Annotated in this window: 21 protein-coding genes and 1 tRNA gene; 21 read left to right on the forward strand and 1 reads right to left on the reverse strand. The window is 37.5% G+C overall.

Features of this window, described 5'->3' with window-relative positions; all coding sequences use genetic code 11:
• Window positions 1-349: 349 nt before the first annotated feature.
• From ACM46_RS20095 to ACM46_RS20115, 5 genes are all read left to right on the forward strand, one after another.
• On the forward strand, window positions 350-1,030 hold the full coding sequence (locus tag ACM46_RS20095; protein WP_048508463.1) for a response regulator transcription factor: 681 nt from the start codon (window positions 350-352) through the stop codon (window positions 1,028-1,030).
• Window positions 1,031-2,401, forward strand: coding sequence for an ATP-binding protein (locus ACM46_RS20100; protein ID WP_048508464.1), 1,371 nt, complete (start codon window positions 1,031-1,033; stop codon window positions 2,399-2,401).
• A gap of 298 nt (window positions 2,402-2,699) precedes the next feature.
• A complete protein-coding gene (locus ACM46_RS20105) occupies window positions 2,700-3,941 on the forward strand; it encodes a TolC family protein (RefSeq protein ID WP_083997479.1) in 1,242 nt (413 codons plus the stop codon).
• 3 nt (window positions 3,942-3,944) lie between these two features.
• Window positions 3,945-5,030, forward strand: a complete 1,086-nt coding sequence (locus ACM46_RS20110; protein ID WP_048508465.1) for an efflux RND transporter periplasmic adaptor subunit — start codon at window positions 3,945-3,947, stop codon at window positions 5,028-5,030.
• Window positions 5,031-5,230: 200 nt separating this feature from the next.
• Window positions 5,231-8,329 (forward strand): efflux RND transporter permease subunit, encoded by a 3,099-nt coding sequence (locus ACM46_RS20115; RefSeq protein WP_048508466.1) that lies wholly within the window; start codon window positions 5,231-5,233, stop codon window positions 8,327-8,329.
• Between the two features lie 84 nt (window positions 8,330-8,413).
• Here ACM46_RS20115 and ACM46_RS20120 read toward each other — a convergent pair whose 3' ends face one another.
• On the reverse strand, window positions 8,414-9,913 hold the full coding sequence (locus ACM46_RS20120) for a DUF4394 domain-containing protein (protein ID WP_048508467.1): 1,500 nt from the start codon (window positions 9,911-9,913) through the stop codon (window positions 8,414-8,416).
• A 331-nt stretch (window positions 9,914-10,244) separates the two neighbouring features.
• Between ACM46_RS20120 and tuf the strand changes: the two genes are divergently transcribed.
• The 16 genes from tuf to ACM46_RS20200 all read left to right on the forward strand — a co-directional run bounded on the left by tuf (window position 10,245) and on the right by ACM46_RS20200 (window position 24,046).
• Window positions 10,245-11,456, forward strand: coding sequence for an elongation factor Tu (tuf, locus tag ACM46_RS20125; RefSeq protein WP_048508468.1), 1,212 nt, complete (start codon window positions 10,245-10,247; stop codon window positions 11,454-11,456).
• A gap of 54 nt (window positions 11,457-11,510) precedes the next feature.
• A tRNA-Trp gene (locus ACM46_RS20130) sits at window positions 11,511-11,581 on the forward strand.
• A 12-nt stretch (window positions 11,582-11,593) separates the two neighbouring features.
• Window positions 11,594-11,800: a preprotein translocase subunit SecE gene (secE, locus tag ACM46_RS20135; RefSeq protein WP_034702507.1), complete on the forward strand. Its 207-nt coding sequence runs from the start codon at window positions 11,594-11,596 to the stop codon at window positions 11,798-11,800.
• A 17-nt stretch (window positions 11,801-11,817) separates the two neighbouring features.
• The gene (gene nusG / locus ACM46_RS20140) at window positions 11,818-12,360 is read left to right on the forward strand and encodes a transcription termination/antitermination protein NusG (RefSeq protein WP_048508469.1); all 543 of its coding nucleotides are present in this window, start codon (window positions 11,818-11,820) and stop codon (window positions 12,358-12,360) included.
• A 375-nt stretch (window positions 12,361-12,735) separates the two neighbouring features.
• Window positions 12,736-13,314, forward strand: a complete 579-nt coding sequence (locus ACM46_RS20145; protein WP_048508470.1) for a hypothetical protein — start codon at window positions 12,736-12,738, stop codon at window positions 13,312-13,314.
• Window positions 13,315-13,931: 617 nt separating this feature from the next.
• Window positions 13,932-14,615, forward strand: coding sequence for a complement C1q domain-containing protein (locus ACM46_RS20150; RefSeq protein WP_048508471.1), 684 nt, complete (start codon window positions 13,932-13,934; stop codon window positions 14,613-14,615).
• A gap of 601 nt (window positions 14,616-15,216) precedes the next feature.
• Window positions 15,217-15,834 carry a hypothetical protein gene (locus ACM46_RS20155; protein WP_048508472.1) on the forward strand — a complete coding sequence of 206 codons (618 nt, stop codon included), beginning with the start codon at window positions 15,217-15,219 and terminating at the stop codon, window positions 15,832-15,834.
• Window positions 15,835-15,847: 13 nt separating this feature from the next.
• Window positions 15,848-16,495: a hypothetical protein gene (locus ACM46_RS20160; RefSeq protein WP_048508473.1), complete on the forward strand. Its 648-nt coding sequence runs from the start codon at window positions 15,848-15,850 to the stop codon at window positions 16,493-16,495.
• An 8-nt stretch (window positions 16,496-16,503) separates the two neighbouring features.
• Window positions 16,504-17,172: a hypothetical protein gene (locus tag ACM46_RS20165; protein ID WP_048508643.1), complete on the forward strand. Its 669-nt coding sequence runs from the start codon at window positions 16,504-16,506 to the stop codon at window positions 17,170-17,172.
• A gap of 166 nt (window positions 17,173-17,338) precedes the next feature.
• On the forward strand, window positions 17,339-18,898 hold the full coding sequence (locus ACM46_RS20170; protein WP_048508474.1) for a LuxR C-terminal-related transcriptional regulator: 1,560 nt from the start codon (window positions 17,339-17,341) through the stop codon (window positions 18,896-18,898).
• Window positions 18,899-19,040: 142 nt separating this feature from the next.
• The gene (locus ACM46_RS20175; protein WP_048508475.1) at window positions 19,041-20,669 is read left to right on the forward strand and encodes a T9SS type A sorting domain-containing protein; all 1,629 of its coding nucleotides are present in this window, start codon (window positions 19,041-19,043) and stop codon (window positions 20,667-20,669) included.
• Window positions 20,670-21,095: 426 nt separating this feature from the next.
• Window positions 21,096-21,542 carry a 50S ribosomal protein L11 gene (gene rplK, locus ACM46_RS20180; protein ID WP_034723381.1) on the forward strand — a complete coding sequence of 149 codons (447 nt, stop codon included), beginning with the start codon at window positions 21,096-21,098 and terminating at the stop codon, window positions 21,540-21,542.
• Between the two features lie 11 nt (window positions 21,543-21,553).
• On the forward strand, window positions 21,554-22,246 hold the full coding sequence (rplA, locus tag ACM46_RS20185; protein WP_040997412.1) for a 50S ribosomal protein L1: 693 nt from the start codon (window positions 21,554-21,556) through the stop codon (window positions 22,244-22,246).
• Between the two features lie 17 nt (window positions 22,247-22,263).
• Window positions 22,264-22,851, forward strand: coding sequence for a 50S ribosomal protein L10 (rplJ, locus tag ACM46_RS20190; RefSeq protein WP_048508476.1), 588 nt, complete (start codon window positions 22,264-22,266; stop codon window positions 22,849-22,851).
• Between the two features lie 46 nt (window positions 22,852-22,897).
• Window positions 22,898-23,266, forward strand: coding sequence for a 50S ribosomal protein L7/L12 (gene rplL, locus ACM46_RS20195; RefSeq protein ID WP_048508477.1), 369 nt, complete (start codon window positions 22,898-22,900; stop codon window positions 23,264-23,266).
• Window positions 23,267-23,542: 276 nt separating this feature from the next.
• Window positions 23,543-24,046, forward strand: coding sequence for a hypothetical protein (locus tag ACM46_RS20200; RefSeq protein WP_173426504.1), 504 nt, complete (start codon window positions 23,543-23,545; stop codon window positions 24,044-24,046).
• Window positions 24,047-24,070: the final 24 nt, after the last annotated feature.

The following is a 24,070-nucleotide window of genomic DNA, read 5'->3' on the forward strand; positions in this document are numbered from 1 at the left end:
AATCAGGCACAGAAAGTTGTGAGCTAAACAAAAAAACTAAATGCTTACACGGATTACAGGATAGAATAGATTATAAAAGTAAGAATCTGTATCATCTGATTAATCTGCTTGAAATTTCAAATTATTATATATCCATCCCCTTTTTCAGAACCAATGAAATGGACTCCTTTCTTTACTTCCATTATATTGTATGTAATTAAAATTGAACTTTGTGTGAAAAAAGCTTTTCTAGGGAACCAATTCTTATAAGGAAGTTCGGCTTAAAATTTAATTAAATCTTTTCATCTGCTTTTAAGTAATGACACAGGAACATAATTTTTTTGTTAAATTCGTATAAAATAAGATTTTGATGAATATTCTTTTATTGGAAGACGACCTCATTCTTTCTGCGGAACTTTGCCGTTTCCTGGAATCCAACCATTTTACCTGTGATAAAATCTATGATGGAGAAACCTTTCTCCGCCAGATTAAAAACAATACCTACGACCTGTATCTGCTGGATATTAACGTCCCAAAAATAAACGGGCTGGACGTATGCCAGACCATCCGTTCTTTCGATAAAAATACACCTATCATCATCATCTCCGCCTATGGAGATATCTCCGATAAAAAAGATGCCTTCACAAGACTGGCGGATGACTATCTGGTGAAACCCTTCCAGTTTGAAGAGCTGCTGCTGAGAATGAATTCACTGTTGAGGAGAAAAGCACCTTCCGATGCTACCGATCAGGATATTATCAGGATAGATGATCTTATTATTAACAAAACCGAGCAGAAAGTCTACAGAGCCGGTAACGAAATAGCCCTTACTCTGAAAGAATTTCAGTTGTTGGCCTATCTCGCCGAAGCACAGGGGAGAACTGTTTCCAAGCAACAGATTACAGAACATGTATGGGAACATAATTTCAATACCAATACCAATACTGTAGAAGTGTACATCAATTTTTTAAGAAAAAAGATTGATAAAGATTTCAAAGTTAAACTTATCCACACCCGTTCAGGTTTCGGATATTACCTAAGTCCGCTGTAGATGACTTTAAAAAGAAAGATAGCATTAACAATCAGTGTTGCTTTTTCCTTGCTTTTTGCAATGGTGATGGCCGTGATTTATCTGTCTTTTAACGATTTCAGAAGGGATGAGTTCAAAGAAAGATTCAGACAGCGTCTGGAATTTACTTCCCATTTTATTTCAAAGTCTAAAGATTTTGAAGAAGAAGCACCCATATTCTTTAACGAAAACTCAGATAATATCCTTCTCAATGAAACCATCTTGATTTTTAACAGCGAAAAAGAATTAATCTACAGTACCATTAAGGATCGCAATGTAACCTGGGACAGCGTTCTTCTTAAAGAGCTTGATGAAAAGAAAATCATCTACACGGAAAAAACCGTTCCCGAGATTTATGCTGCTCTCAGAAATATCAATGGGGAGAACTATTACATCCTGACCAGTGCGTTAGATACCAATGGAAAATCAAAGCTGGAGTACCTTAAATACCTTCTGATCACGGCTTATGTGATGAGTACGCTTCTGATCGGCTTTTTCAGCTACTATTTTATGGGGCAGTTTCTGCGTCCTCTGGAAGATCTGAATACCGAAATCTCAGAAGTGACAGCCCATAAACTGACAACGCAGATTCCCGTCCAGGAATCCAATGATGAGATCAACGTTCTTGCGAAATCCTTTAATACCATGATTGCAAGGCTGGATGATGTTTTTCAGTCTCAGAAAGATTTTACGGCCAGTGCTTCCCACGAAATCAGGACCCCGATCACAAGGATGGCGTTTCAGTTGGAAAACCTGATTAAATTTGGAGAACATTCTCCTGATACCCTTTCTTCTTTAAAACAGATTCAGCGGGATGTTTATCAGCTGTCCGACCTTACCAATTCCCTTTTGCTTCTGACTAAATTCGACAAGGAAAATATCCAGAGTATTTATGAGGAAGTAAGAATTGATGAAGTTATTTTTGAAGCTTTCGAAGCGGTGGAAAAAAGTTACCCTGCTCTGAAGCTGGATTTTCTAATTTCAGAGGACACTTCGGAAAACGGTCTTTTGACGATAGCAGGTATCCATTCCCTGTTGGTTATTGTCTTTATCAACCTGTTCAAAAATGCGGCAGTATATTCGGATGATGTGGAAGTGGATGTTTTGATCACTGAAACCAGCGATATGCTTACGGTGGACGTTATTTCCCACGGAGAAACCATTCCGGAAGAAGAACAGGCTAAGTTGTTTGAAGCTTTTATGAGAGGAAACAATTCCCAGCATATTTCAGGATCAGGTCTCGGGCTTCGTATTGTTAAAAGAATCCTTGAATATCACGGTGCAAAAATTGGGTATTCTTCTCCGGCGGAATATATCAATAAGTTTAGTGTGATTTTCGCTAAACAGTCTTAATTTCTTTAAAACATATTTATTTCATATCATACCACTTGATTATTTCAATGTGTTAAACGATTGTTTAATATAGGTTTTGATTTCAATCCCTATTCTTACAGATTTTGTACTTTTTTTCGTTAAACCAAAGATTGAATTTAACATAAAAATTCAACAAGCAGGGAATAAATAAGTAGGGTTGATGAAAGAGACGATCTTCCGAAATATCAGTATTCATGGGAAATTTAATTTTTTTTTAAGGGTTCTTTAAGTTCGTTTTAATCGTATAAAGGCAATTTTGTATTTTAAAAAGAAAATCATGAACAAAATTGCAGGGCTGTTTATTGCCATTTCCTCATTCATGGCAGCGCAGCAGCAAATGTCGCTTTCAGACTGTGAAGAGGCATTTCAAAAAAACAATCTTCAGCTGCTTGCAGAACAATACAATATCAATATGGCGGATGCAGATATTCTGCAGGCAAAAATCTGGGAACTTCCACAACTGAGCGGGCAGATCAATGCCTATAATCCGGAAGGTAAGAAAGTTTTTGATATAGGCCAGGCCAAAGGAGCGGAGATCACCCAGCTGATTTATATGGGTGGGAAAAAGAAAAATGAAATTGCGTTCGCAAAATCAAACAAAGAACTTGCCCAGCTTCAGTTTTCACAACTTTTGGTAGATCTCAGAACCCAGCTTCACGCCGCTTACTTCAATCTGTATTATGAAAAGCTTAAACTGGAGAATACCAATAAGCAGTTGGGATACATGAATGATCTTCTAAGCGCTTACCGCGTACAGTCGGCCAAAGGAAACGTTTCTCTTAAAGACGAAGTAAGACTGCAGAGTCTGGTGATCCAGCTTAATAATGATAAACTGGGAATCAATAAGAACATTCTTGAGTTTGAACAGAATTTAAAAGTACTTACCGGAGTTTCGGATGATATCGAACCACAGCTTTCCGAAACAGATGCTAAAGATATTCTTGCCGCACAGCCTTTCGGAGATGAAGAAGAATTAAAGAAAAAGGCACTGGAAAATAATTCTGACTATCAATATTTCCTGAAATTAATTGATAACAGTAAACTATATGCACAATGGCAGAAATCCCTGAATGTACCCGACCTGAACGTAGGGGCCGGATGGGACCAGAACGGAGGAACTTTCAAAAATGAAGTGAATCTTATGGTAGGAATTCCTCTTCCGCTGTGGAAAGCCAATCAGGGAAATGTAGTAAAAGCCAATTATGCCATTCAGCAGAACCAGAAAAATGCAGATTATCAGAAACTGAATCTTGAAACTAAAGTTCAGGCTGCTTACAAAACCTGGAAAACCCAATACGATCAGCTTGCCGAAATCAAAACCACGGACCTTAGTAATATGGAACTGGTGTATGACGGAATGCTGAAAAACTTCAGAAAAGGAAACGTGAACCTTATAGAATTTACAGATTTTATGGACAGCTACAGACAAACCGCTCTCCAGATCTATGATATGAAGAATGAAATCATGCAGTCGGCAGAACAACTTAATCAACTCATACAAACGAAAATCTTCTATTAAGCTATGAAAAAATATATAATCCCTGTACTGATAGCCCTGTCTTTATTATCATGTGCGAAAAAAGAGGAACAACCAAGCCCGAAGGCCAAAAAAGGTTTTGAACTGAGCAATACCATGCTAAGCTCTATTTCCTTAGCAAAAGCCGAGAGAAAAAACATAGAAGACCAATACAGTTTTTATGGAAAAATTTCCGCCGATAAAAACAGTTATATTGATGTTTATCCACTCGTAGGAGGGAATGTTTTAAGCGTCAATGCCGAGCTGGGCGATTACGTGAAAAAAGGACAGGTTCTGGCGACTATCCGAAGTACAGAGCTGGCAGAAGTTCAGAAAGATGTAAGCGATGCAAAGACAGATCTGGTGGTAGCCCAGAATAATCTGCGTGTAGCCAAAGAAATGTATGAAGGCAAGTTGAATACGGAAAGAGAAGTTCTTGAAGCCAGAAGCGTATTGCAAAAGGCCCAGGACCAGATGCAGAGAGCAACAGCCGTAAGTACGGTTTACAATGTGAAAAAAGGAAACATCTACAGTGTTGTTGCCCCTATCAGCGGATATATTGTTCAGAAAAATATCAACAAAGACATGCAGCTGAGAAGTGACAGAAGTGAAAATATTTTCGATGTAGCCAATACTACCAATGTATGGGCCATTATGAACGTAAATGAATCAGACATTGAAAAAATAAGCCTCGGAATGAAAGCGCAGGTGTCCACACTGTCTTATCCCGATAAAATCTTTGATGGAAGAATAGATAAAATTTTCAAAATTATTGACCCGGAAACCAATTCCATGCAGGCAAGGGTAGTTCTTGACAATGCAAACGGTCTCCTGATTCCGGAAAGTAAAGCGACGATCAAAGTATCGAGCTCGGAGAGCAGTACAGCTTTGACTGTTCCTTCAAAGGCTGTGATTTTTGATGATAACAGAAGTTTCGTGGTAGTCTTTAAATCCAGAACCGATATAAAGGTTAAAGAAATAAAAGTTCTGAAACAGGTGGGAGATATCACCTATATCGCAGGAGGACTTTCTGAAGGTGAAGAAGTGATCACCAACAACCAGCTGCTGATTTATCGCTCTTTAAATAGTTAATACATTTTAAACCATTAAGGTTATTTAAGCTGTTAGGGAAAATTAAGTATCTGCAAGCAGATATAATAAGAGGGAAGCTGAAAAATATCTTCAGATATTTCCTTAATCGAGCTTAAAATCTGAACTGCTCTTAATCTTAATGGTTCAATTAAAATAATATTTCTTTCAACGGCTTTTTTAGGTCATCAATTTAATCCATCATGAATAAATTCATTAAAAATATAATTGCTTTTTCCTTAAAAAACAAAGCATTTACCTTTATCTGGGTAGCTATTCTGGCCATTGCGGGATTCATCAGTTTCAAAAATATGCCCATTGAAGCTTTCCCCGATGTTACCAATACCCAGATTGTCATAATAACCCAATGGAATGGACGAAGTGCAGAAGAAGTGGAACGTTTTGTCACTACGCCCATCGAATTGGCCATGAGCCCGGTCCAGAAGAAAACAAGTGTGAGAAGTACCACGATGTTTGGTCTATCCATTGTTAAAATTCTTTTCGACGACGGGGTGGATGATACTTTCGCCAGAAATCAGGTGAATAACCAATTAAGAACCGTAAGCCTTCCTGATGAGGTGGATCCGGAAGTTCAGCCACCCTACGGGCCTACCGGGGAGATTTTCAGATATACGCTGGAAAGTAAAACAAAAGATTCCAGAGAGCTGCTTACCTTGCAAAACTGGGTGATAGACCGTGCTTTGAGAGGAGTTCCCGGAGTAGCAGACATCAATGTTTTCGGAGGACAGGATAAAGTATTCGAATTAAGTATAGATCCGAGAGCTCTGGACAAGTATAACCTTACTCCGCTTCAGGTATACGATGCTGTTACCAAAAGCAATTTAAATGTTGGAGGAGATGTGATCGAGAAAAACGGCCAGGCCTATGTAGTAAGAGGAATCGGTCTTGTAAAATCTGTAGCAGATATCGGAAATATTACCATTCAGAATGACAGCGGCAATCCGGTATTGGTGAAGAATGTAGCAGATGTTCACGAAAGTTCAATGCCAAGAGTAGGGCAGGCTGGTCTTAACCAGCATGAAGATACGGTGGAAGGAATCGTTGTCATGAGAAAAGGCGAGAACCCGAGAGAAGTTTTGGTTGGCGTAAAAGCCAAAATTAAAGAGCTCAACGAAAAAGTACTTCCGAAAGATGTTAAAATGGTAACATTCTACGACCGTGATAATCTGATGGATTTTACCACGCACACGGTAATGCACAACCTGATTGAAGGGATTATTCTGGTGACCGTGATTGTATTGATTTTTATGGCGGATTGGAGAACAACGCTTATTGTATCCATCATTATTCCTCTTTCTTTGCTGTTTGCCTTTTTATGTTTAAAACTGGCCGGGATGAGTGCCAATCTGCTTTCATTAGGAGCGGTAGATTTCGGGATTATTATTGACGGAGCCGTCGTCATGGTGGAAGGACTCTTTGTGATGCTCGATCATAAAGCCCATAAATACGGGACAGAAAAATTTAATAAACTCGCAAAAGGAGGCTGGATCAAACAGACCGGTACAGGCTTGGGTAAAGCCATCTTCTTTTCAAAACTGATCATCATTACTTCCCTGATTCCTATTTTCTCTTTCCAGAAAGTAGAAGGTAAAATGTTCTCTCCTTTGGCATTTACTTTAGGTTTTGCCCTCATAGGAGCCTTGATATTTACATTAACGCTGGTTCCCGTTCTTTCCCATATTTTACTGAATAAAAATGTAAAAGAAAAAAACAATCCGTTTGTGAATTTCTGGGACAGAATTGTTTTGAAAGGGTTCAACTATACTTTTAAACATAAAAAAATGAGCTTAATTGTAGCCATTTCTTTTATGGTGGTTACCATCTTCTCCGGAAAATTTTTAGGAACGGAATTCTTACCCCAGCTGAATGAAGGTTCATTATGGATCACCGCAGAAATGCCGATGAGCTCTTCATTAAAAGAATCGTTGAAAACAGCTGATCTGTTAAAAAAAGACATTATGAGCTTCTCAGAAGTCACAGATGTTCTGGCCCAAACCGGAAGAAGTAATGACGGAACAGACCCGAACGGATTCGGATTTGTACAGTTTGCCGTCAATCTGAAGCCTAAAGAAGAATGGAAAAGAAAGATCAGCCATGAGGAACTGATTGAGGAAATTGATAAAAAACTCAGAAGTTATCAGGGAATTACCTTTAACTATTCCCAGCCGATCTCAGATAACGTAGCAGAAGCGGTAGCCGGTTTCAAAGCCGAAAACGGTATTAAAATCTATGGTGACAATCTGGAAACTTTGGATAAACTGGCGGAAGAAGTTTTAAAACAGATTAAAGATGTAAACGGGGTAAAAGATCCGGGGATCATTAAAAATATCGGACAGCCGGAAGTAAGTGTGGTGCTGGACAGAGATAAGATGGCGGCTTATGGAGTGATGCCGGATGATGCACAATCTGTGCTGGAAATGGCTTTCGGAGGAAAAACAGCCTCTGAAATGTTCGATGGTGAAAGGAAATTCCCGATTCGTCTCCGCTATTCCCAGGAATACAGAAAAGATGAAAATGATATTGCTTCTTTGATGGTTCCTACTCAGGATGGTGCCAAGATTCCGCTGAAAGAGATCAGTACCATTGTGAAAGATAACGGAGCCGCTTTTATTTACAGAGATGATATTAAAAGATACATCGGGGTGAAGTTTTCAATCCGTGACCGTGATTTGGGAAGTACGATTGCCGATGCTCAGAAAAAAGTAGCCAATATAGACCTTCCGGATGGCTATTCCATTGGATGGACAGGTCAGTTCGAAAACCAGCAGAGAGCTTCACACCGACTGGCTCAGGTGGTTCCGATCAGTATCTTAGGGATCTTCTTCTTGCTGTTTATCCTTTTTGGAAATATGAAAGATTCATTACTTGTATTGGCGAATGTACCTTTTGCCCTGATCGGTGGAATTATTGCCCTTCATTTGACCAGAATGAATTTCGGAATCTCTGCCGGAGTGGGAATGATTGCACTGCTCGGAATCTGTATCCAGAACGGAGTGATTCTGATTACAGAGTTCCATCAGAATGTCAAGAATGGACTCACCTTAGATAATGCCATATTAAACGGAGTGAAATCCAGAACACGTCCCGTTATTATGACAGCGCTTATGGCTTCTATTGGTCTAATGCCTGCTGCATTGTCTACAGGTATCGGTTCGGAATCCCAAAAACCTTTAGCCATCGTGATTATCGGAGGATTAATAACGGCAACCGTATTGACGCTGCTTATCTTCCCGATTATCTTCTGGATTTTTAACAGAACCAAAAAGTCTCAACAAATTTAATTTTTCTTCTATCTATAGTAAGCGAAGCGCGGAAAACAGAGTTTTCCGCGCTTCTTCGTATCGAAATAATTATTATGAGTCTTTTTAAAATCCTAACCCTACGGCAAAAGCTTTTACAGCGTTAGGATAGTCTGAAACTGCTGTTGCAGCTCCGGAAGTCATATTCACGGTATAAAGTTTTGTTGAGGTTCCTACTGAAGCCATTAAATACGCTTTCTGGCTCATACTTCCGATATCGAAACCGTTAGCATTAGTAATATTGATTCCCAAAGAACCTGTTTCCACCAAAGTTCCGTTGTTGGGAGGATTTTGCTGATACAGCTTATCTGTATTATGATCAATTACGAATAGAGTAGTGGTGGTGGCACCAGCAAAATTATTCGTATAAGCAGCCGCGCTGATCATCGGGGTTCCCGGATTCAAAACCATATCGGTTGCTGCAAGAGTTCCGTCATTGGGATTCAACCGGAGATTTTGTCCCGTGTTGCTTACTACCCGGATTCTGTCTACCATTGGATTAAAATCAAATCCGAAATCAGTTCCTGCCAGTAAAGTGGCAAAAGGAGTAGTTCCTACAGCGGTAGCAGCACCGGTTCCTAAATTAATGGTATAAATCCTGCTTGAACTTCCCAAAGCATACAGCTGTCCATTGGCAGGGCGGAAATCTATTCCTAAAATATTCTCACCCGTTTGCAGTCCGGCTACTGTTTTTGAAACAGGCATCGGATTGTTTGGATTGAATATCTGGAGATTATTGGAATTGTCTATGGCGTAAGCTACTACTTCTGTCGGAATAGCCATATCGATAATGGCTTGCTGAAATGATCCTATAAAAGTAGCCTTACCATTATTCAGATCCAAAGTATGTAACTTTTCATTTAATGCTAATAAGGCGGTACTGTTGTCGTATTTAATATCAAAAGCAGCCTGTCCTGAGAATGTAGCCCCAAGGTTTCCTACTTCTACCAGGGTTCCGTTATTGGGTGGATCCTGCTTGAATAATTTTCCGGCGGCAGCATCAATATCATACAATACGGTGGAAGAAGCTCCCGCTTTGCTGTTGGTATAAGCCACTCCTGTAATGCTTGTTGTGGCGGTTCCTGAAATATTGGTGTCGGTTGCGGCTACAGCTCCGGTTTCGGGATGAAGCCTTAAATTTTGCCCGGAGTTGCTTACCAGTCGGATTCTGTCTACAGTCGGATTGAAATCAATAGAAGCAACAGTACCGGCAATAGCAGGACTGAAAGCAGTAGTACTTACTGTTCTTGCCGAGGCGTTGGAGGTATTAATGATGTATAATTTGCTGGCATTGGATAAGGCATATAATTCTCCGGTAGCCGGCCTGAAATCAATACTCATTAACTTTTCGCCGGAAGGAATTCCGGTTATGGCTGTTTTGGATGCAAATGTTTTAGGATTATTCGCATTGAAAGATACAAGCTCATTCATTCCTGTCAGGCCAAAAGCTGAAAGATCCGGTCCGGTAGGAATATTTTCGGGAATCATTTGGTCTTCAGAATCGGTACATGAAAAAATAGTTGTCATGGTAACCAGGACCAAAAATAGATGTAATACTTTTCTCATAATATTATTTTTTATTGGTTTATATTATCTACGAGAAAACATTCTCAGCGGTTTTATCTGCCGGATTTTAATGAAGAATAATTTTTTTTTAGGTTCTATTGCATTCAGAACTAGTCAGATACTTTATGCTTTGGGATAAAAACGTTTGCAATGATTTTTTTCAATCCGGAAATTTGTGTAAATTTGCACCTCAATACATTGAAATATAAGGTTTGTGCTTCATTGATTTGAATATTGAAACTTTTTTAAAGAAAAAGGTTTTGGTATTTAAAAAATCATTATATTTGCACACCGAAAAATTGAAAAATAATAAAATAAATAATTTTAAATCATGGCAAAGGAAACGTTTAATCGTAACAAACCACACTTGAACATTGGTACTATTGGTCACGTTGACCATGGTAAAACTACTCTTACAGCTGCAATTTCTGCTGTATTAGCTAGCAAAGGTCTTGCTGAGAAAAAAGACTTCTCTGCAATTGACTCTGCTCCAGAAGAAAAAGAAAGAGGTATTACTATCAATACTGCTCACATCGAATACGAAACTGAAAAAAGACACTATGCTCACGTTGACTGTCCAGGTCACGCGGATTACGTAAAGAACATGGTAACTGGTGCTGCTCAAATGGACGGAGCTATCGTAGTATGTGCTGCAACTGACGGTCCTATGCCTCAGACTAGAGAACATATCCTACTTTGTCGTCAGGTAAACGTACCTAGAATCGTTGTTTTCATGAACAAAGTTGACATGGTAGACGATGCTGAGTTATTAGAGCTTGTAGAAATGGAGCTTAGAGACTTATTATCTACTTACGAATTTGACGGAGACAACTCTCCAGTAATCCAAGGTTCTGCACTAGGTGCTCTTACAGCAGCTACAGCAGCTACTCCTGATACTGAAGACAAGTGGTTCAAATCTGTTGAAGAATTGATGGATGCTGTTGATACTTGGATCGAGCAACCACCAAGAGATACTGAAAAGCCATTCTTGATGCCAATCGAAGACGTATTCTCTATTACAGGTAGAGGTACTGTAGCAACTGGTAGAATCGAGGCTGGTGTTATCAACACTGGTGATCCAGTTGATATCGTTGGTATGGGTGATGAAAAATTAACTTCTACAATTACAGGGGTTGAGATGTTCAGAAAAATCCTAGACAGAGGAGAAGCTGGTGATAACGTAGGTCTATTGTTGAGAGGTATTGAAAAAACTGACATCAAGAGAGGTATGGTAATCGCTAAGAAAGATTCTGTGAAGCCACATAAAAAATTCAAAGCATCTGTATATATCCTTTCTAAAGAAGAAGGTGGACGTCACACTCCATTCCACAACAAATACCGTCCTCAGTTCTACGTAAGAACTACAGACGTTACAGGTGAGATCTTCTTACCAGAAGGTGTAGAAATGGTAATGCCTGGTGATAACTTAGAGATCACTGTAGAATTGTTACAGCCAATCGCTCTTAACGTAGGTCTTAGATTTGCGATCAGAGAAGGAGGTAGAACAGTTGGTTCAGGTCAGGTTACTGAAATCATAGACTAATCATCTTAAAATAAATAAAGCTTCCGGAAGGAAACTCTCGGAAGCTTTTTATCTACGGGCATCGTCCAATGGTAGGATACCGGTCTCCAAAACCGTTGATCAGGGTTCGAATCCTTGTGCCCGTGCAAATATTAATTATGAGTTCATTTGTCGATTTTTTAAAAGGTTCTTATAACGAATTCAGACATAAAGTTGAATGGCCAAAATGGGCTGATCTTCAGTCGTCTACTATTGTAGTAACTATTGCTACAGTGATCTTGGCATTATTTACCTTTGGAGTTGATGAATTGTTTTCTAAAGCAATCAGCAACATAATAGGAATGCTAATTAACGTGTTCAACTAAAAAAGTATTTTCCCATAATGAGCGAATTGAAATGGTATGTGCTGAAAGCAATCAGCGGACAGGAAAATAAAGTGAAAAACTATATTGAGACAGAAATCAAACGTTTAGGGTTTGAGCAGTACGTTACTCAAGTGGTTATTCCTATGGAAAAGGTTATTCAGATCAGAAACGGAAAAAAAGTTCCTAAAGAGAAACCTTACTACCCTGGATACCTGATGATCGAAGCTGATCTGATGGGGGAAATTCCTCACGTTATTAAGAATATTCCTGGTGTGATATCTTTCTTGAGTTTAACTAAAGGAGGAGATCCTGTTCCAATGAGAAAGTCTGAAGTAAACAGAATGTTGGGAAGAATGGATGAGCTTTCAGAATTTGCAAGCGATGTTGAAATTCCATTCATTGTAGGTGAAAACGTTAAAGTAATAGACGGACCTTTCAATGGATTCAACGGAACTGTTGAGAAGATTCTTGAAGACAAAAAGAAAATTGAAGTTTCTGTATTGATCTTCGGTAGAAAAACTCCAATGGAGCTTAGCTATATGCAGGTAGAAAAAGTATAATATACTTTTCAAATATATAAAGACCGCTGAAAAGCGGTCTTTTTTTGTTCTAAAGACTAATTTCATAGACTGTTTTCCTTTTTAGACCGCTCTGGTTTTCGGAATTTTTTTCACACAAAATGACTATAGGTAGAATGATTTTATTCTTAAGTTGTTAGTTCTATTACAATTAAGAAAAAGATTTTTCCAAACAAATCATTATTTACTTTCTTTAATCGCATTGTTTTGTGCAATATATATCACTTTATTTGGATTTATTTAATTATCATAAACAGATAAATAAATTATTGAAAACGGATAAATAAATTTTATTCAATTATTTTTTTGAATTGTTTTTTTGCTGTTCTACTTTTAAGCCAACCTAAATCAATTCACATGAAAAAAAAATTATTAACAGTTTTACTGTTTTCAGTATCCATCTTTATTTTTTCACAGAGTACAGGACTTCCGTGGTCAACAACAGATAGCGGAAGCAGAGTTCTTCGTGTAATGGGAGGAACAGATTTTAAATTCTTAACCAATTGGCAGGATGGAGCAGTGACAACCCTTCCTCTGAACGAAGGCTATGATCCTCTTAATGCCTATAATCCCAGCACAGGAGAATTTGTAGTTCCGGAAGATGGATTATACAATATTAAATCCAGAGTACGTCTTCAGGTTGGAAAAGGCGAATTCAATGGAGACGGAGGAATGTTCAGCACCGGTTACAGTATTGATAACAATACCGAGCCGGAAGGAAATACGGGAGCCAACGATACAAGAGTCATCAGAGGAACTTTTATAAGTGGTTTTCCTAATTATTACGACAGCCAAAGCCATGCTACCATCTGGTTGAAAGCAGGCCAGAAAATAAAGCTGATTTTCTATGCTAGAGGTACGGCTAATATGGCAGACCATAATAAAGTAAGTATTATCAGAGATGCATGCTATCTTAGAATTAATAAGATGCAGTAAAAAGACCGGAGCTTGGATGTTTCCTAAACTAATTTATTTTCTGTTTAGGTGACCGGAATCAATCTCTTGTGTTTGCAAATATTCATTTTCTATTTAAGACTACTCAATAGAGTGGTCTTTTTGCTTTTTAGCTGTTAAGAAGAATAGTTCGTGGCTTACGAAACTAAATCATATGATATAAAAGGCCTTGAAAAACCGATCAGATTTTTCACCTTTAGTTTTACATGATAAAGGTAAATACTTCTTGCATAGAAGATTTTGTTGATGAATATGGAGCTCTATTCAAAATAAATTTTATGCTTCACCTGTTTTTGATTAAAAAAATATCTAGTATCTGTTAAATCAGTTGTTTATTTTAATTAATCAATTGATAGTCAATAGTTTATATTGTGTAATTGAAAAAATAAATGTAGGTTTAAAAAGCATTAATGATGAAAAAGAATCAGAAACTTCTCTTTATTTTAGGAGGATTATTTCCTGTAATCCAAACTCTTCAGGTAAGATAGATTCAGATAAAGTGGAAATTTAGTTATTTCCCTATGCTTTTTTATTCTTTTTTGCCCGGGATATACTTATCCTGGAATCAAACACAATTTTAACATTAAATCATACACAAAATGAAAAAGCTTTTATTATTAACAGTTTTGTTTCCTTTTTTCTTTTTTAGCCAAGTAGGGATACATACATCCAATCCTCAAACCTCTTTTCACATTGATGGAGCTAAAGATAATCCTGCTACCGAAGCCCCTCCTTTAATACAACAAAAGGATGATGTAAGCGTTACCAAAACGGGAGACGTTGGAATAGGTACCATTACCCCATCAGAACATCTTGATATAGCCGATGGAAATGTAAGAGTCCGCGATATCAGAAATTCAATAGGTACAGAGGGAGATAAGCTTGTAGTAGCAGATGCCGGCGGCGTTCTGAAAATTGCAGGTGGTGCTCCTTTCTCTGTAACGAACAGTGGAAATAGAGTTTTAAGGGCTACTGGAGGAACAACCCTTGTTTATGGAACAGGTTGGCAAAACTATACACCTACTCCCATCCCTTTAGATGAGTCTTATGATCCTTTAAATGCTTATGATCCGGTTACAGGACAGTTTACAGTTCCAGAGGATGGCCTTTATTACATACAAGCCAAATTGTGTCTCGGAGTAGGAGGAGGAACTCTTGACGGAAATGGAGGAGATTATGGAGCTTTCTTAATCATAGATAATAATCTCAATAGTGCACTGGCAGGTAAAATGATCAGAGTCCTGAAAGGTACTTTTATTTCTGAAGGGGTCGAATGTTTATGATAATTGGGTAAATGCAACGGTATGGTTAAAAAAAGGACAGTTAATTAATGTATATCAGCTAACTTACGGTACAAATACGATGGCGGATAATGGGAATGTAAGTTTGAACCGTGGAGGATCATTTCTTATCATTAATAAATTATTGTAAGTGTTTTATTTCGAATTATACAAAGACTGTCGGGTAGACAGTCTTTTTTCTTACCCTATTTTAATGATTATCAATGATATGGGAAATTACATGTATTCGTTTTATCTGTAAAGACTTTTTTAAGCAGTATTTATCAGTATTTATGATTAAAGCTTATTAAAAAGAGATTTGAGTGGATGTGTTTATTGCGATCTTTTTAAAAAAGAATCTTTCTTTTCATTTTATTTTCACTGTTTTGTGATAAATGATTGAATTTTTGCTATAATAAGTATTTATTTTTTAATTTATTTCTATATGGCATGTTTCTTGTTAAGTAATAGGCGATTAATCCATAAAGCTTTATTCCTCTTACATGATATACTGCGTAACCTACGCGTATAAAATTGGGTATGCCTTAAAGAGGAAGAAATGAATTAGAAGGACTAATAAAAGTAAACACAAAACCCATTTCCAATGAAGAAAATTATTTCTACAGTACTTTTAGCTGGTGCTGTATTCATGAATGCACAAGTTGGCATAAACACCAATACGCCAGAAAAAGATCTTACCGTGAACGGGACGATGAAGACATCCGGGATGATTTTTAAAAGCCCTTTAGAGAAATTGGGTGCCAGCGAGAATTATACATTCATCATTAAATCTCCCGCACCTGAAAATAAGATTACAGCTTATAATGATTCTTTTGTTCCGAATTCCCCGGCACCTATTAATCTTATTCAGTTTAAAATTACCTGTGATACCAATGATAAGGATTGGGTGAACGAGTTTGATACCAAAATCAATTCCAATAAATTTCTTGTAGTGATTTCTTCATTTGGGTTTACGCAGCCCGTAAGAACTTTCTCTGCAGACTGGCTGACTCCGGTACCTCAGATTTTTGCCTATTCTTCCGGAGGAACCTGGAAACTGAAAGCCGATTATCAAGGATTTGCCCCGGACAACTCTTTCCCTACAGGCATATGGACGCTCAATCTGCTGGTTTTTGATAAAGCGTATGCAAAAGAATTGAATACTACACAAGATCTCGGAGCAGGTACCACCGGTGCAGCAGCAGCTCCATTAATTCAATAAAAAACATCATATAATGAAAAAAATAAGCACATTATTCCTAATGGCCGGAGCTCTTTTTGCTGCTAAGGCTCAGGTTGGAATTAATACCAAAACCCCGCAGGGTACTTTAGATGTTGCCGGAGATATTTTGGTGGAATCTTATCTTGTAGACACGGTAAATTCATCGGCAGGCGGAAATTATTTTCTTCTTACCCGTTCAAAAGATACTTCACCCGTAGGAAAAATTAAAATGTTGGATATTTCTCTGAGAAATGTAGCTCCCGTAAATACCTATAATGTTATACTAAAGAATGTGAATCAGGATGAAGTAGTGAGTCTTAATACAAACCTGGAAACCAGTAAATATGTAGTGGCCATTACCGGTGCTGTTTTTACCAATGCCGTTTCTGCTGTGAATACATCTACTACGCCAAAGTCTTTCGGAGCTTATTCTACAGAAGTTACTCAGGTAACTAGCGGAGGGAAGACCTATCATGCTATTAATTTAAGTTTTAAAGGAGCCAGTACAGTATCTTCTACCAACGGAACCTGGACGATTGCCCTGAATGTATTTGAAAGATCACTGGTAAAAGATTGGGGAACATTTAACGGGTCTGTATCTGCTTCGGCTTCACCTGTTTATTCGGGAGTTTCAACTAACACGCCTTTAGGGCTTCAATAATGATGATCATGGAAAGAAGAATTTATATTATAATGACCCTGTTCCTGGGAATGCTGATGAATGCCCAGACAGGAAAAGTAGGAATCGGAACAACAGATCCGAAAGAAAATCTGGATGTAAACGGAGATACTTATACCAACTCGCTGTATCTTAGAAATCCGGGAGAGCCTACCATGACAGGAGGAAGCTTTTTAGCGACCTCTGCCAATTCACTTCAGCTTTATAATCCTAATCTGGAAACCAGCGGATTGTTTAATTATCTTAAACTTTCCCTTACCGGAATATCAGGGGCAGGTCTTACAGATTATGATACTAAAATTGATGCGGATAAATTTCTTGTCGTCGTTCACAATTATTCTTTTAAGATGAATGATGGAACCACGAATGTAGCGCTTGACTATGGAGATAATGGTACCAACGATAACAGACAGGGATCTCCCGATGTGACTTCATTCAAAAGTAACGGAACATGGCATATCAGAGCAAGGTTTACGGACAGCAGGCTGATTGCACTTACTTCTGCCAATCCTCCAAGAACGTATAACAACTTTACGATTGATCTTTATCTTATGGCCTATAAAAGACTGATCACGAAACAGAATATTACAGATATCAATGCAGATCTCGGAGGAACCAACGGCTCTACCCAGACGATTAATAAACCATCCGGGTTTTAACAGCATTTATTGACGATAAAAAGAAAGAAGACTATTTACTGCAAATAGTCTTCTTTCTTTTGGGTTAAAGAGCAATTTTAAATATTTTGCTAATTTTTCATATAAGGCATAGGTTTCATGCTATTTTTTCAAATGATTTTATAATTTTATATGGAATTATATCTTCATGGGAAAATCTTTACTTATTATATGGTCTTTGTTGATTTCGGTTTCTCTTTGTTTCGGACAGGAGAAAAAAGAATACCGGCAGTATATGGAGACTGCCAATGAATTGAAATTTAAGGACTGGAAAAAAGCAGAAGCCAATATTCAGACTGCAAGGAAAAACGTTTCAGACAAAGATTTGGGCGATTTCTATATTGAAGCAGCCAAAATTTACAGTGATGTCAATTATTTTGATCTGGCATTGGATTATTCAGACAAAGCATATGCTCTGTTTTTAGATAAAGATGAAAAAAAGATGGCCAAGATAGACGGTATTTTTGCCTACATCTATTCCCAGCTCAATGATACAAAAAGAGCAGTGGCCTATTATAAAAAACTTTTAAATTTTTATCAGAAGCAAAAGGAACAAACAGAAACCATCAAGTCCCTGAACAATCTGGGAAATGCCTACCTGGTTTTATCAAAACTTGATTCATCACGCTACTATTTTGAAAAAAGCCTGATGATCTTTGAAACCTATGATAATCCGGTTTTAAAAGCATTTGTATTTTCCAATTTCGGAAAGCTTAATTTTTTGGAAGGAAACACTCTTAAAGCAGAAAATTATCTGCTGGATGCCGAGGGTATTTTGAAAAGAAACAATATTCAGGATCATAAATCAAACTATCAGGTCAATTATAATCTGGCTAATTTTTACATCGAACAGAAAAATCCTCAAAAAGCATTACTGCATGCAGAAAATGTAGGTCGCTATGTGGTTCCTAACTCGGTAAGCTTTGATAATACCAATTATTTAAGAACATTATACCGGGCATACCAGCTGAATAAAGACTATAAACTTGCGTCGGAAACATTTGCAAAATACGATTCCATACGGGAGCTGCTGAACATAGAGGAAAAAGCAGTGAATGTGGAACGGCTGAAAGTGAAACAGGATTATGAACTGGAGAAAAGATTGAACAAAATAGAGCAGGACAGAAAAAACACCTTATATATTGTAATGGTGGTGATTCTTTTACTGGTCTCGGCCATATGTATCCTGCTGCTCATTAATTTCAGAAATAAAACAGAGAAACTCCGGCTTGAAAAAAAATTGATTGAGAACAGAGAAAGAGAATTGGAAATAGACAATCAGATGAAAGAAAAAATGCTTGTCTATAAATCTATGGAACAGTCCAAAATAGAAGAAATCTTTAAATCTATTCTGGAACAGGTGAATGTCCTGAAATCTAAACTCAATGACAGCGAGATCAACGAAGTGTCCAGAATTATCAATGATATTAAAATGAATACCAAACAGGATTCCTGGGGTGAATTTGAATATCATTTCCTGAATATCCATGAATCATTTTATGAAAATCTGGACCTCAAACATCCCGGACTTACCAATTATGATAAACGGCTTGCTGCCATGCTAAAGCTTAAATTATCTACAAAAGAGATCTCCAATCTTTTGAACGTAACTCCAAAAACCATAGAAAATTCCAGAACGAGACTTCGCAAAAAAATGAATTTGACCAATACCAAAGAAGATTTAGCTCAATATTTAAATGAATTGTAATTTACTTATTATCAATTGATTGAATGTAGGTGTGTGGAAAGAGTGTGGTGGTTTTTACAGATGAAGTGGTAATTGTGTGGATAATTTTAAACAGGTTATCCTATACATTCTCTTCCTTTGTTTCGATTAATACGATACCACTATGAAAAAATTACTGACTCTTTTTGTGATTGCATCGCTGGGCTTTTTTGCTAATGCACAATGGAATCCTGTTTTGAATGAAAACCTTTCCGTAACCAAGCAGGCGGGCGGAGCATCTTTTTCTGCGACAACAAGTAGCGGGAAAACTTATATAGGCTACTGGAGAAGCGCACCTGCTCCCACCAACTACGAATTATGGCTGCAGATATTGGATCAGAACGGAATGAAAGAATTACCTGGAGACGGCGTTATGCTCAGCAACCAGATCCCGATGAACACCTATACCGTTGTTGAGAAAATAGCAGTAGACTCTTCGGATAATCTTTATATCGGAGTTACGGGAACGGGAACAGGAAATCCCGGATTTGTGTTTAAGGTTACTCCGCAGGGAACATCCGCATGGCCTAATGGTCTTAGTTTAGGAGAGGCTTATCTGCCAACTATTCTCCCATTGTCCGGAGGAGATATCGTAGTCGCTTATTACCCTCCCACTCAGAAATATACGAAAGTACAAAGATTTAATGCTGCAGGACAGCCGGTATGGGCCAATCCCATTCAGATTATTTCTGATGATGTGACGAAAAATACAATTCCCGCAGACCTTTTTGAATTATCAGATAATGAATGTGAAATTATTTTCCATAAACAGCTTTCCTTCGGCACATCAAGCTACCTGTTTGCTCACAAGATCGGACTGAATGGAACTTTAGCCTGGGACGGTGCTAAACAGATTGCTCCTAAAACCACTGCTTACAATGCCAAATACAGTGGCGCTGTAGATGGAAATGTGGTCTATTACGGTTACAGTACCGGAGAGAACATGAGATTCGACGGATATCTTCAAAGAGTTAATGCAGACGGTACTCTTCCATGGGGGCTTGCAGGAATAGACTTTGATACCAACCAGACGTATTTTGAGAAAGACATGAAAATTGCTTTCAGTCCGGGATCTTCCTACATTTGGTCCATTGCCAACTACAGCAGTTCTTCACAGGGAGAAAACGGTGAATTCGTACAGAAGTTTGATAAAAATACCGGAACAAGACTTCTGACAGATCATGGTAAGCAGGTATTTCCAATTGATAATGTTTCCATATACCATTTCGGAGATTTACAGCTCGTGAATGACAGCCCTTATTTTGTTGTTCGCAAAAAAGAAGGTACATCTGCAGTAAATATTTCCCTGAATGCGGTACAATTAACGAATAACGGAGATTTTGCATGGCCTCAGAATTATCTTCCTATGGCTACTTATCTGGCTTCAAAAGCATATATCAATGTATTGAAACCTGTGAACGGACAAAGTGTAATTGTATTCCAGGAACAGAAATCGAGTGATGCCTCTCTGGCTATCTATGCGCAGAATTTAATCCTGCCGAACGGAACAATGGCAGTTCACGAAGCTTCACAGAAAGATCCTTCAATCAGAATCTATCCTAATCCGGCTACAGACGTAATTTATGTTGATGGAATGAAGGATCAAAACTTCAGTATTTACAATGCTGCAGGACAGGTAGTGAAAATGGGTAACCTGAAACAGGGCAGAATAGAGGTGAGTGATCTTATAAAAGGAAATTATGTTTTGAAAATAAAAGATAAAGCAGAAGCTGCGAAATTTATTAAAAAGTAATATTCATCGTTAGAATAAAATAGGAGGTGTCTCGGCTGCCCAAAGGGCAGCCGAGACCTTTTTTATATTAAGACTGATAGAAATTTTTATTAATTCAACCTGGATCTGGATAAGGCTTTTTGAAACGAAGAACTAAACAAAAGGTTTAATACGTTGGTTTTTATTTATTAAACTTAAGAAGACATTAAATCTATTAACAGAATACTTAAAAGTAAATATTTCAGTTTCATAGGTTTTGTTTTTCGTAAATGGAGAGAAAAAGTTTTATGATAATTCTTTCTAAAAATCAACACATTCCGTTTGCTATTTCAAAAATATTTTATAATTTTGCAGTCCGAAAAGTAGGTTTACTGTATGTGAGTCGGTAATCTACTGAATAATAAATGCTTCCAAACTCATTAATTATTCAAACTAAAAAAAATTAAAATGGCTAAGAAAGTCTTTAAAATGGTAAAGCTTCAGGTGAAAGGTGGCGCAGCTAACCCTTCTCCACCAGTAGGTCCGGCATTAGGTTCTGCAGGTGTGAACATCATGGAGTTTTGTAAGCAATTTAACGGAAGAACCCAAGATAAGCCAGGGCAAGTTTTACCTGTAGTAATTACAGTATACGAAGACAAATCTTTTGAATTCGTTATTAAAACTCCACCTGCAGCTATCCAGTTGATGGATGCGGCTAAAATCAAAGGAGGTTCCGGAGAACCAAACAGAAACAAAGTAGGTTCTGTATCTTGGGATCAGGTGAAGAAAATCGCTGAGGATAAAATGACTGACCTTAACTGCTTTACAATAGATTCTGCAGTTTCTATGGTAGCAGGTACTGCTAGATCTATGGGATTAAGAGTAACAGGAACTAAACCAACTTTTAACGCTTAAAACTATTAGAAATGGCAAAATTAACTAAAAAGCAAAAGGAAGCTTTAAGCAAAGTAGAAAAAGGAAGAATCTATAACCTTGAAGAAGGTTCTGCTCTTGTAAAAGAGGTGAACACTACAAAATTTGATGCTTCTGTAGATATCGCTGTAAGATTGGGTGTAGATCCAAGAAAAGCAAACCAAATGGTAAGAGGTGTAGTATCTCTTCCTCACGGAACTGGTAAAGATGTTAAGGTTTTAGCACTTGTTACACCAGATAAAGAAGCTGAAGCTAAAGAAGCTGGAGCTGATTATGTAGGTCTTGACGAATATTTACAAAAAATAAAAGAAGGTTGGACAGATGTTGACGTTATCGTTACTATGCCGGCTGTTATGGGTAAATTAGGTCCATTAGGTAGAGTATTAGGTCCAAGAGGTCTTATGCCAAACCCTAAATCAGGTACTGTAACTATGGAAATTGGTAAAGCAGTAACTGAAGTAAAGGCTGGTAAAATTGATTTCAAAGTAGACAAGTACGGTATTATCCACGCTGGTATTGGTAAAGTATCTTTCGATGCTGCTAAAATCAAGGAAAATGCTCAGGAATTGATCCAGACTTTGATCAAAATGAAGCCAACTGCTGCGAAAGGAACATATGTAAAAAGCATTTACTTGTCTTCTACAATGAGCCCGGGTATTGCAATTGATACTAAATCTGTTAACTAATATAAATCCTCAAGACAATGACAAAAGACCAAAAAGTTGTAGCGATACAAGAGATCAAAGATTTGCTTCAGGATGCTAAAGTAGTTTATGTAGCAGATCTAGACGGTTTGAACGCTTCTAAATCTTCTGATTTCAGAAGACAGGCTTTCAAGCAAAATATCAAAGTAAAAGTTGTAAAAAATACACTTTTACAAAAAGCAATGGAACAAATTGACGGAGTAGATTTCTCTGAAATGTTCCAGACTTTCAAAGGTAACTCTGCATTAATGATTGCTGAAACAGCGAATGCTCCAGCAAAATTAATCAAAGACTTTAGAAAAAAAGAAGAGAAGCCGGCTTTAAAATCAGCTTTCGTTCAGGAAACTTTCTATGTAGGTGACAACAATCTAGATACTTTAGTAAACATTAAGTCTAGAGAAGAAATGATCGGTGAAATCATCGGATTACTTCAGTCTCCAATTCAAAGAGTTGTTTCTGCTCTTCAAAACAAGCCTGAGACAGTAGAAGCTAAAGCTGAAGAAGCTGCACCTGCAGTAGAAGAAGCTCCTGCTACTGAAACTCCGGAAACTCCAGCTGTAGAAGGAGAAGCTCCAGCTGCTGAATAATTACACTCAAGAAATTAAATAAATAATCAACAAAAACATTACAACAATGTCAGATTTAAAAAATTTAGCTGAAACGCTAGTAAACTTAACAGTAAAAGACGTAAATGAATTAGCTACTATCCTTAAGGATGAGTACGGAATTGAGCCAGCTGCTGCTGCTGTAGTAGTTGCTGCAGGTGGTGCAGGTGAAGCTGCTGAAGAAAAGACTGAATTCGACGTAATTCTTAAGTCTGCAGGTGCTTCTAAATTAGCTATCGTTAAATTGGTAAAAGATTTAACTGGTGCTGGTCTTAAAGAAGCTAAAGATATCGTAGATGGTGCTCCTGCTCCAATCAAAGAAGGTATCTCTAAAGACGAAGCTGAAGCTCTTAAGAAGCAATTAGAAGAAGCTGGTGCTGAAGTAGAATTGAAATAATTCAATTTACTATAGAATATGAAGCCCGGACGGTAACGTCCGGGCTTTTTTTGTATTTCCCTGTCTTTCAAAACAATCGATATTTAATAATTGTATTTGGATATAATTGCCATTTTCAATTCAATAGTTAATTATAATTGTTGAATTGCCAGTATTTAACATAATTAAATATTTATTATTCGTTGAATTACATATTTAATATTAAATATTTTTATTAAAAGATTGTTTTGATTGAAAAATTACTATATTTGTCACGAAAAAAAACACACACACAATTTGAAAAGAGGTTACTTTATTTTCTATGGCGCTGCTGTAGCATATTGTATAAGTATGTTGTTTACACTGCAAATAGAAAATCTCAGCACTTTATCTTTAATAACACATCAACCTGTTGTTTCAATTGGCTATTCTGGTAATACTTGTGATTCGGAACGCCCAAGCAGGGATAGAGATGTAAGTTCAGCTATTGAGTCCCGTATTCCGGCTGTCGGTAAAATATATACCGATAGAGAACAACTTAAAAATACGAGGAATTTAAAAAATGCATGTCATATTGAAACGAAAAGTATGAGTTCTGTTCATCCTGTTTTTGTTCACTATGATTTCCTGAAAAAAATCCCTTCTTTTATCGCTTTGAATACGGCAGGTAGGTATTCAAATTCTTTTTCCGCTAAAATGGAAATTGAGAAACACCAAAATACATTCATGCATTTTACTGGTGGTGCTAAAAGTCTGGGTGGTTTTTATTCAATTGTTGAATTTCCGGATAAACGATCTTAACTATCTCAGGCAGGCCAGCTGCTC

Origin of the sequence: Chryseobacterium angstadtii, assembly GCF_001045465.1 — a bacterium.
GTDB lineage: Bacteria > Bacteroidota > Bacteroidia > Flavobacteriales > Weeksellaceae > Chryseobacterium > Chryseobacterium angstadtii.

Bases quoted from the DNA above. Each gene is read 5' to 3' on its own strand.
- ACM46_RS20165 (WP_048508643.1), top strand. From the start codon at position 16,504: ATGGAAAGAAGAATTTATATTATAATGACCCTGTTCCTGGGAATGCTG.
- ACM46_RS20175 (WP_048508475.1), top strand. From the start codon at position 19,041: ATGAAAAAATTACTGACTCTTTTTGTGATTGCATCGCTGGGCTTTTTT.
- ACM46_RS20100 (WP_048508464.1), top strand. From the start codon at position 1,031: ATGACTTTAAAAAGAAAGATAGCATTAACAATCAGTGTTGCTTTTTCC.
- rplL (WP_048508477.1), top strand. From the start codon at position 22,898: ATGTCAGATTTAAAAAATTTAGCTGAAACGCTAGTAAACTTAACAGTA.
- ACM46_RS20115 (WP_048508466.1), top strand. From the start codon at position 5,231: ATGAATAAATTCATTAAAAATATAATTGCTTTTTCCTTAAAAAACAAA.
- ACM46_RS20150 (WP_048508471.1), top strand. From the start codon at position 13,932: ATGAAAAAGCTTTTATTATTAACAGTTTTGTTTCCTTTTTTCTTTTTT.
- ACM46_RS20145 (WP_048508470.1), top strand. From the start codon at position 12,736: ATGAAAAAAAAATTATTAACAGTTTTACTGTTTTCAGTATCCATCTTT.
- ACM46_RS20120 (WP_048508467.1), bottom strand. From the start codon at position 9,913: ATGAGAAAAGTATTACATCTATTTTTGGTCCTGGTTACCATGACAACT.
- rplJ (WP_048508476.1), top strand. From the start codon at position 22,264: ATGACAAAAGACCAAAAAGTTGTAGCGATACAAGAGATCAAAGATTTG.
- ACM46_RS20170 (WP_048508474.1), top strand. From the start codon at position 17,339: ATGGGAAAATCTTTACTTATTATATGGTCTTTGTTGATTTCGGTTTCT.
- tuf (WP_048508468.1), top strand. From the start codon at position 10,245: ATGGCAAAGGAAACGTTTAATCGTAACAAACCACACTTGAACATTGGT.
- rplK (WP_034723381.1), top strand. From the start codon at position 21,096: ATGGCTAAGAAAGTCTTTAAAATGGTAAAGCTTCAGGTGAAAGGTGGC.
- ACM46_RS20155 (WP_048508472.1), top strand. From the start codon at position 15,217: ATGAAGAAAATTATTTCTACAGTACTTTTAGCTGGTGCTGTATTCATG.
- ACM46_RS20110 (WP_048508465.1), top strand. From the start codon at position 3,945: ATGAAAAAATATATAATCCCTGTACTGATAGCCCTGTCTTTATTATCA.
- secE (WP_034702507.1), top strand. From the start codon at position 11,594: ATGAGTTCATTTGTCGATTTTTTAAAAGGTTCTTATAACGAATTCAGA.
- ACM46_RS20095 (WP_048508463.1), top strand. From the start codon at position 350: ATGAATATTCTTTTATTGGAAGACGACCTCATTCTTTCTGCGGAACTT.
- ACM46_RS20105 (WP_083997479.1), top strand. From the start codon at position 2,700: ATGAACAAAATTGCAGGGCTGTTTATTGCCATTTCCTCATTCATGGCA.
- rplA (WP_040997412.1), top strand. From the start codon at position 21,554: ATGGCAAAATTAACTAAAAAGCAAAAGGAAGCTTTAAGCAAAGTAGAA.
- nusG (WP_048508469.1), top strand. From the start codon at position 11,818: ATGAGCGAATTGAAATGGTATGTGCTGAAAGCAATCAGCGGACAGGAA.
- ACM46_RS20160 (WP_048508473.1), top strand. From the start codon at position 15,848: ATGAAAAAAATAAGCACATTATTCCTAATGGCCGGAGCTCTTTTTGCT.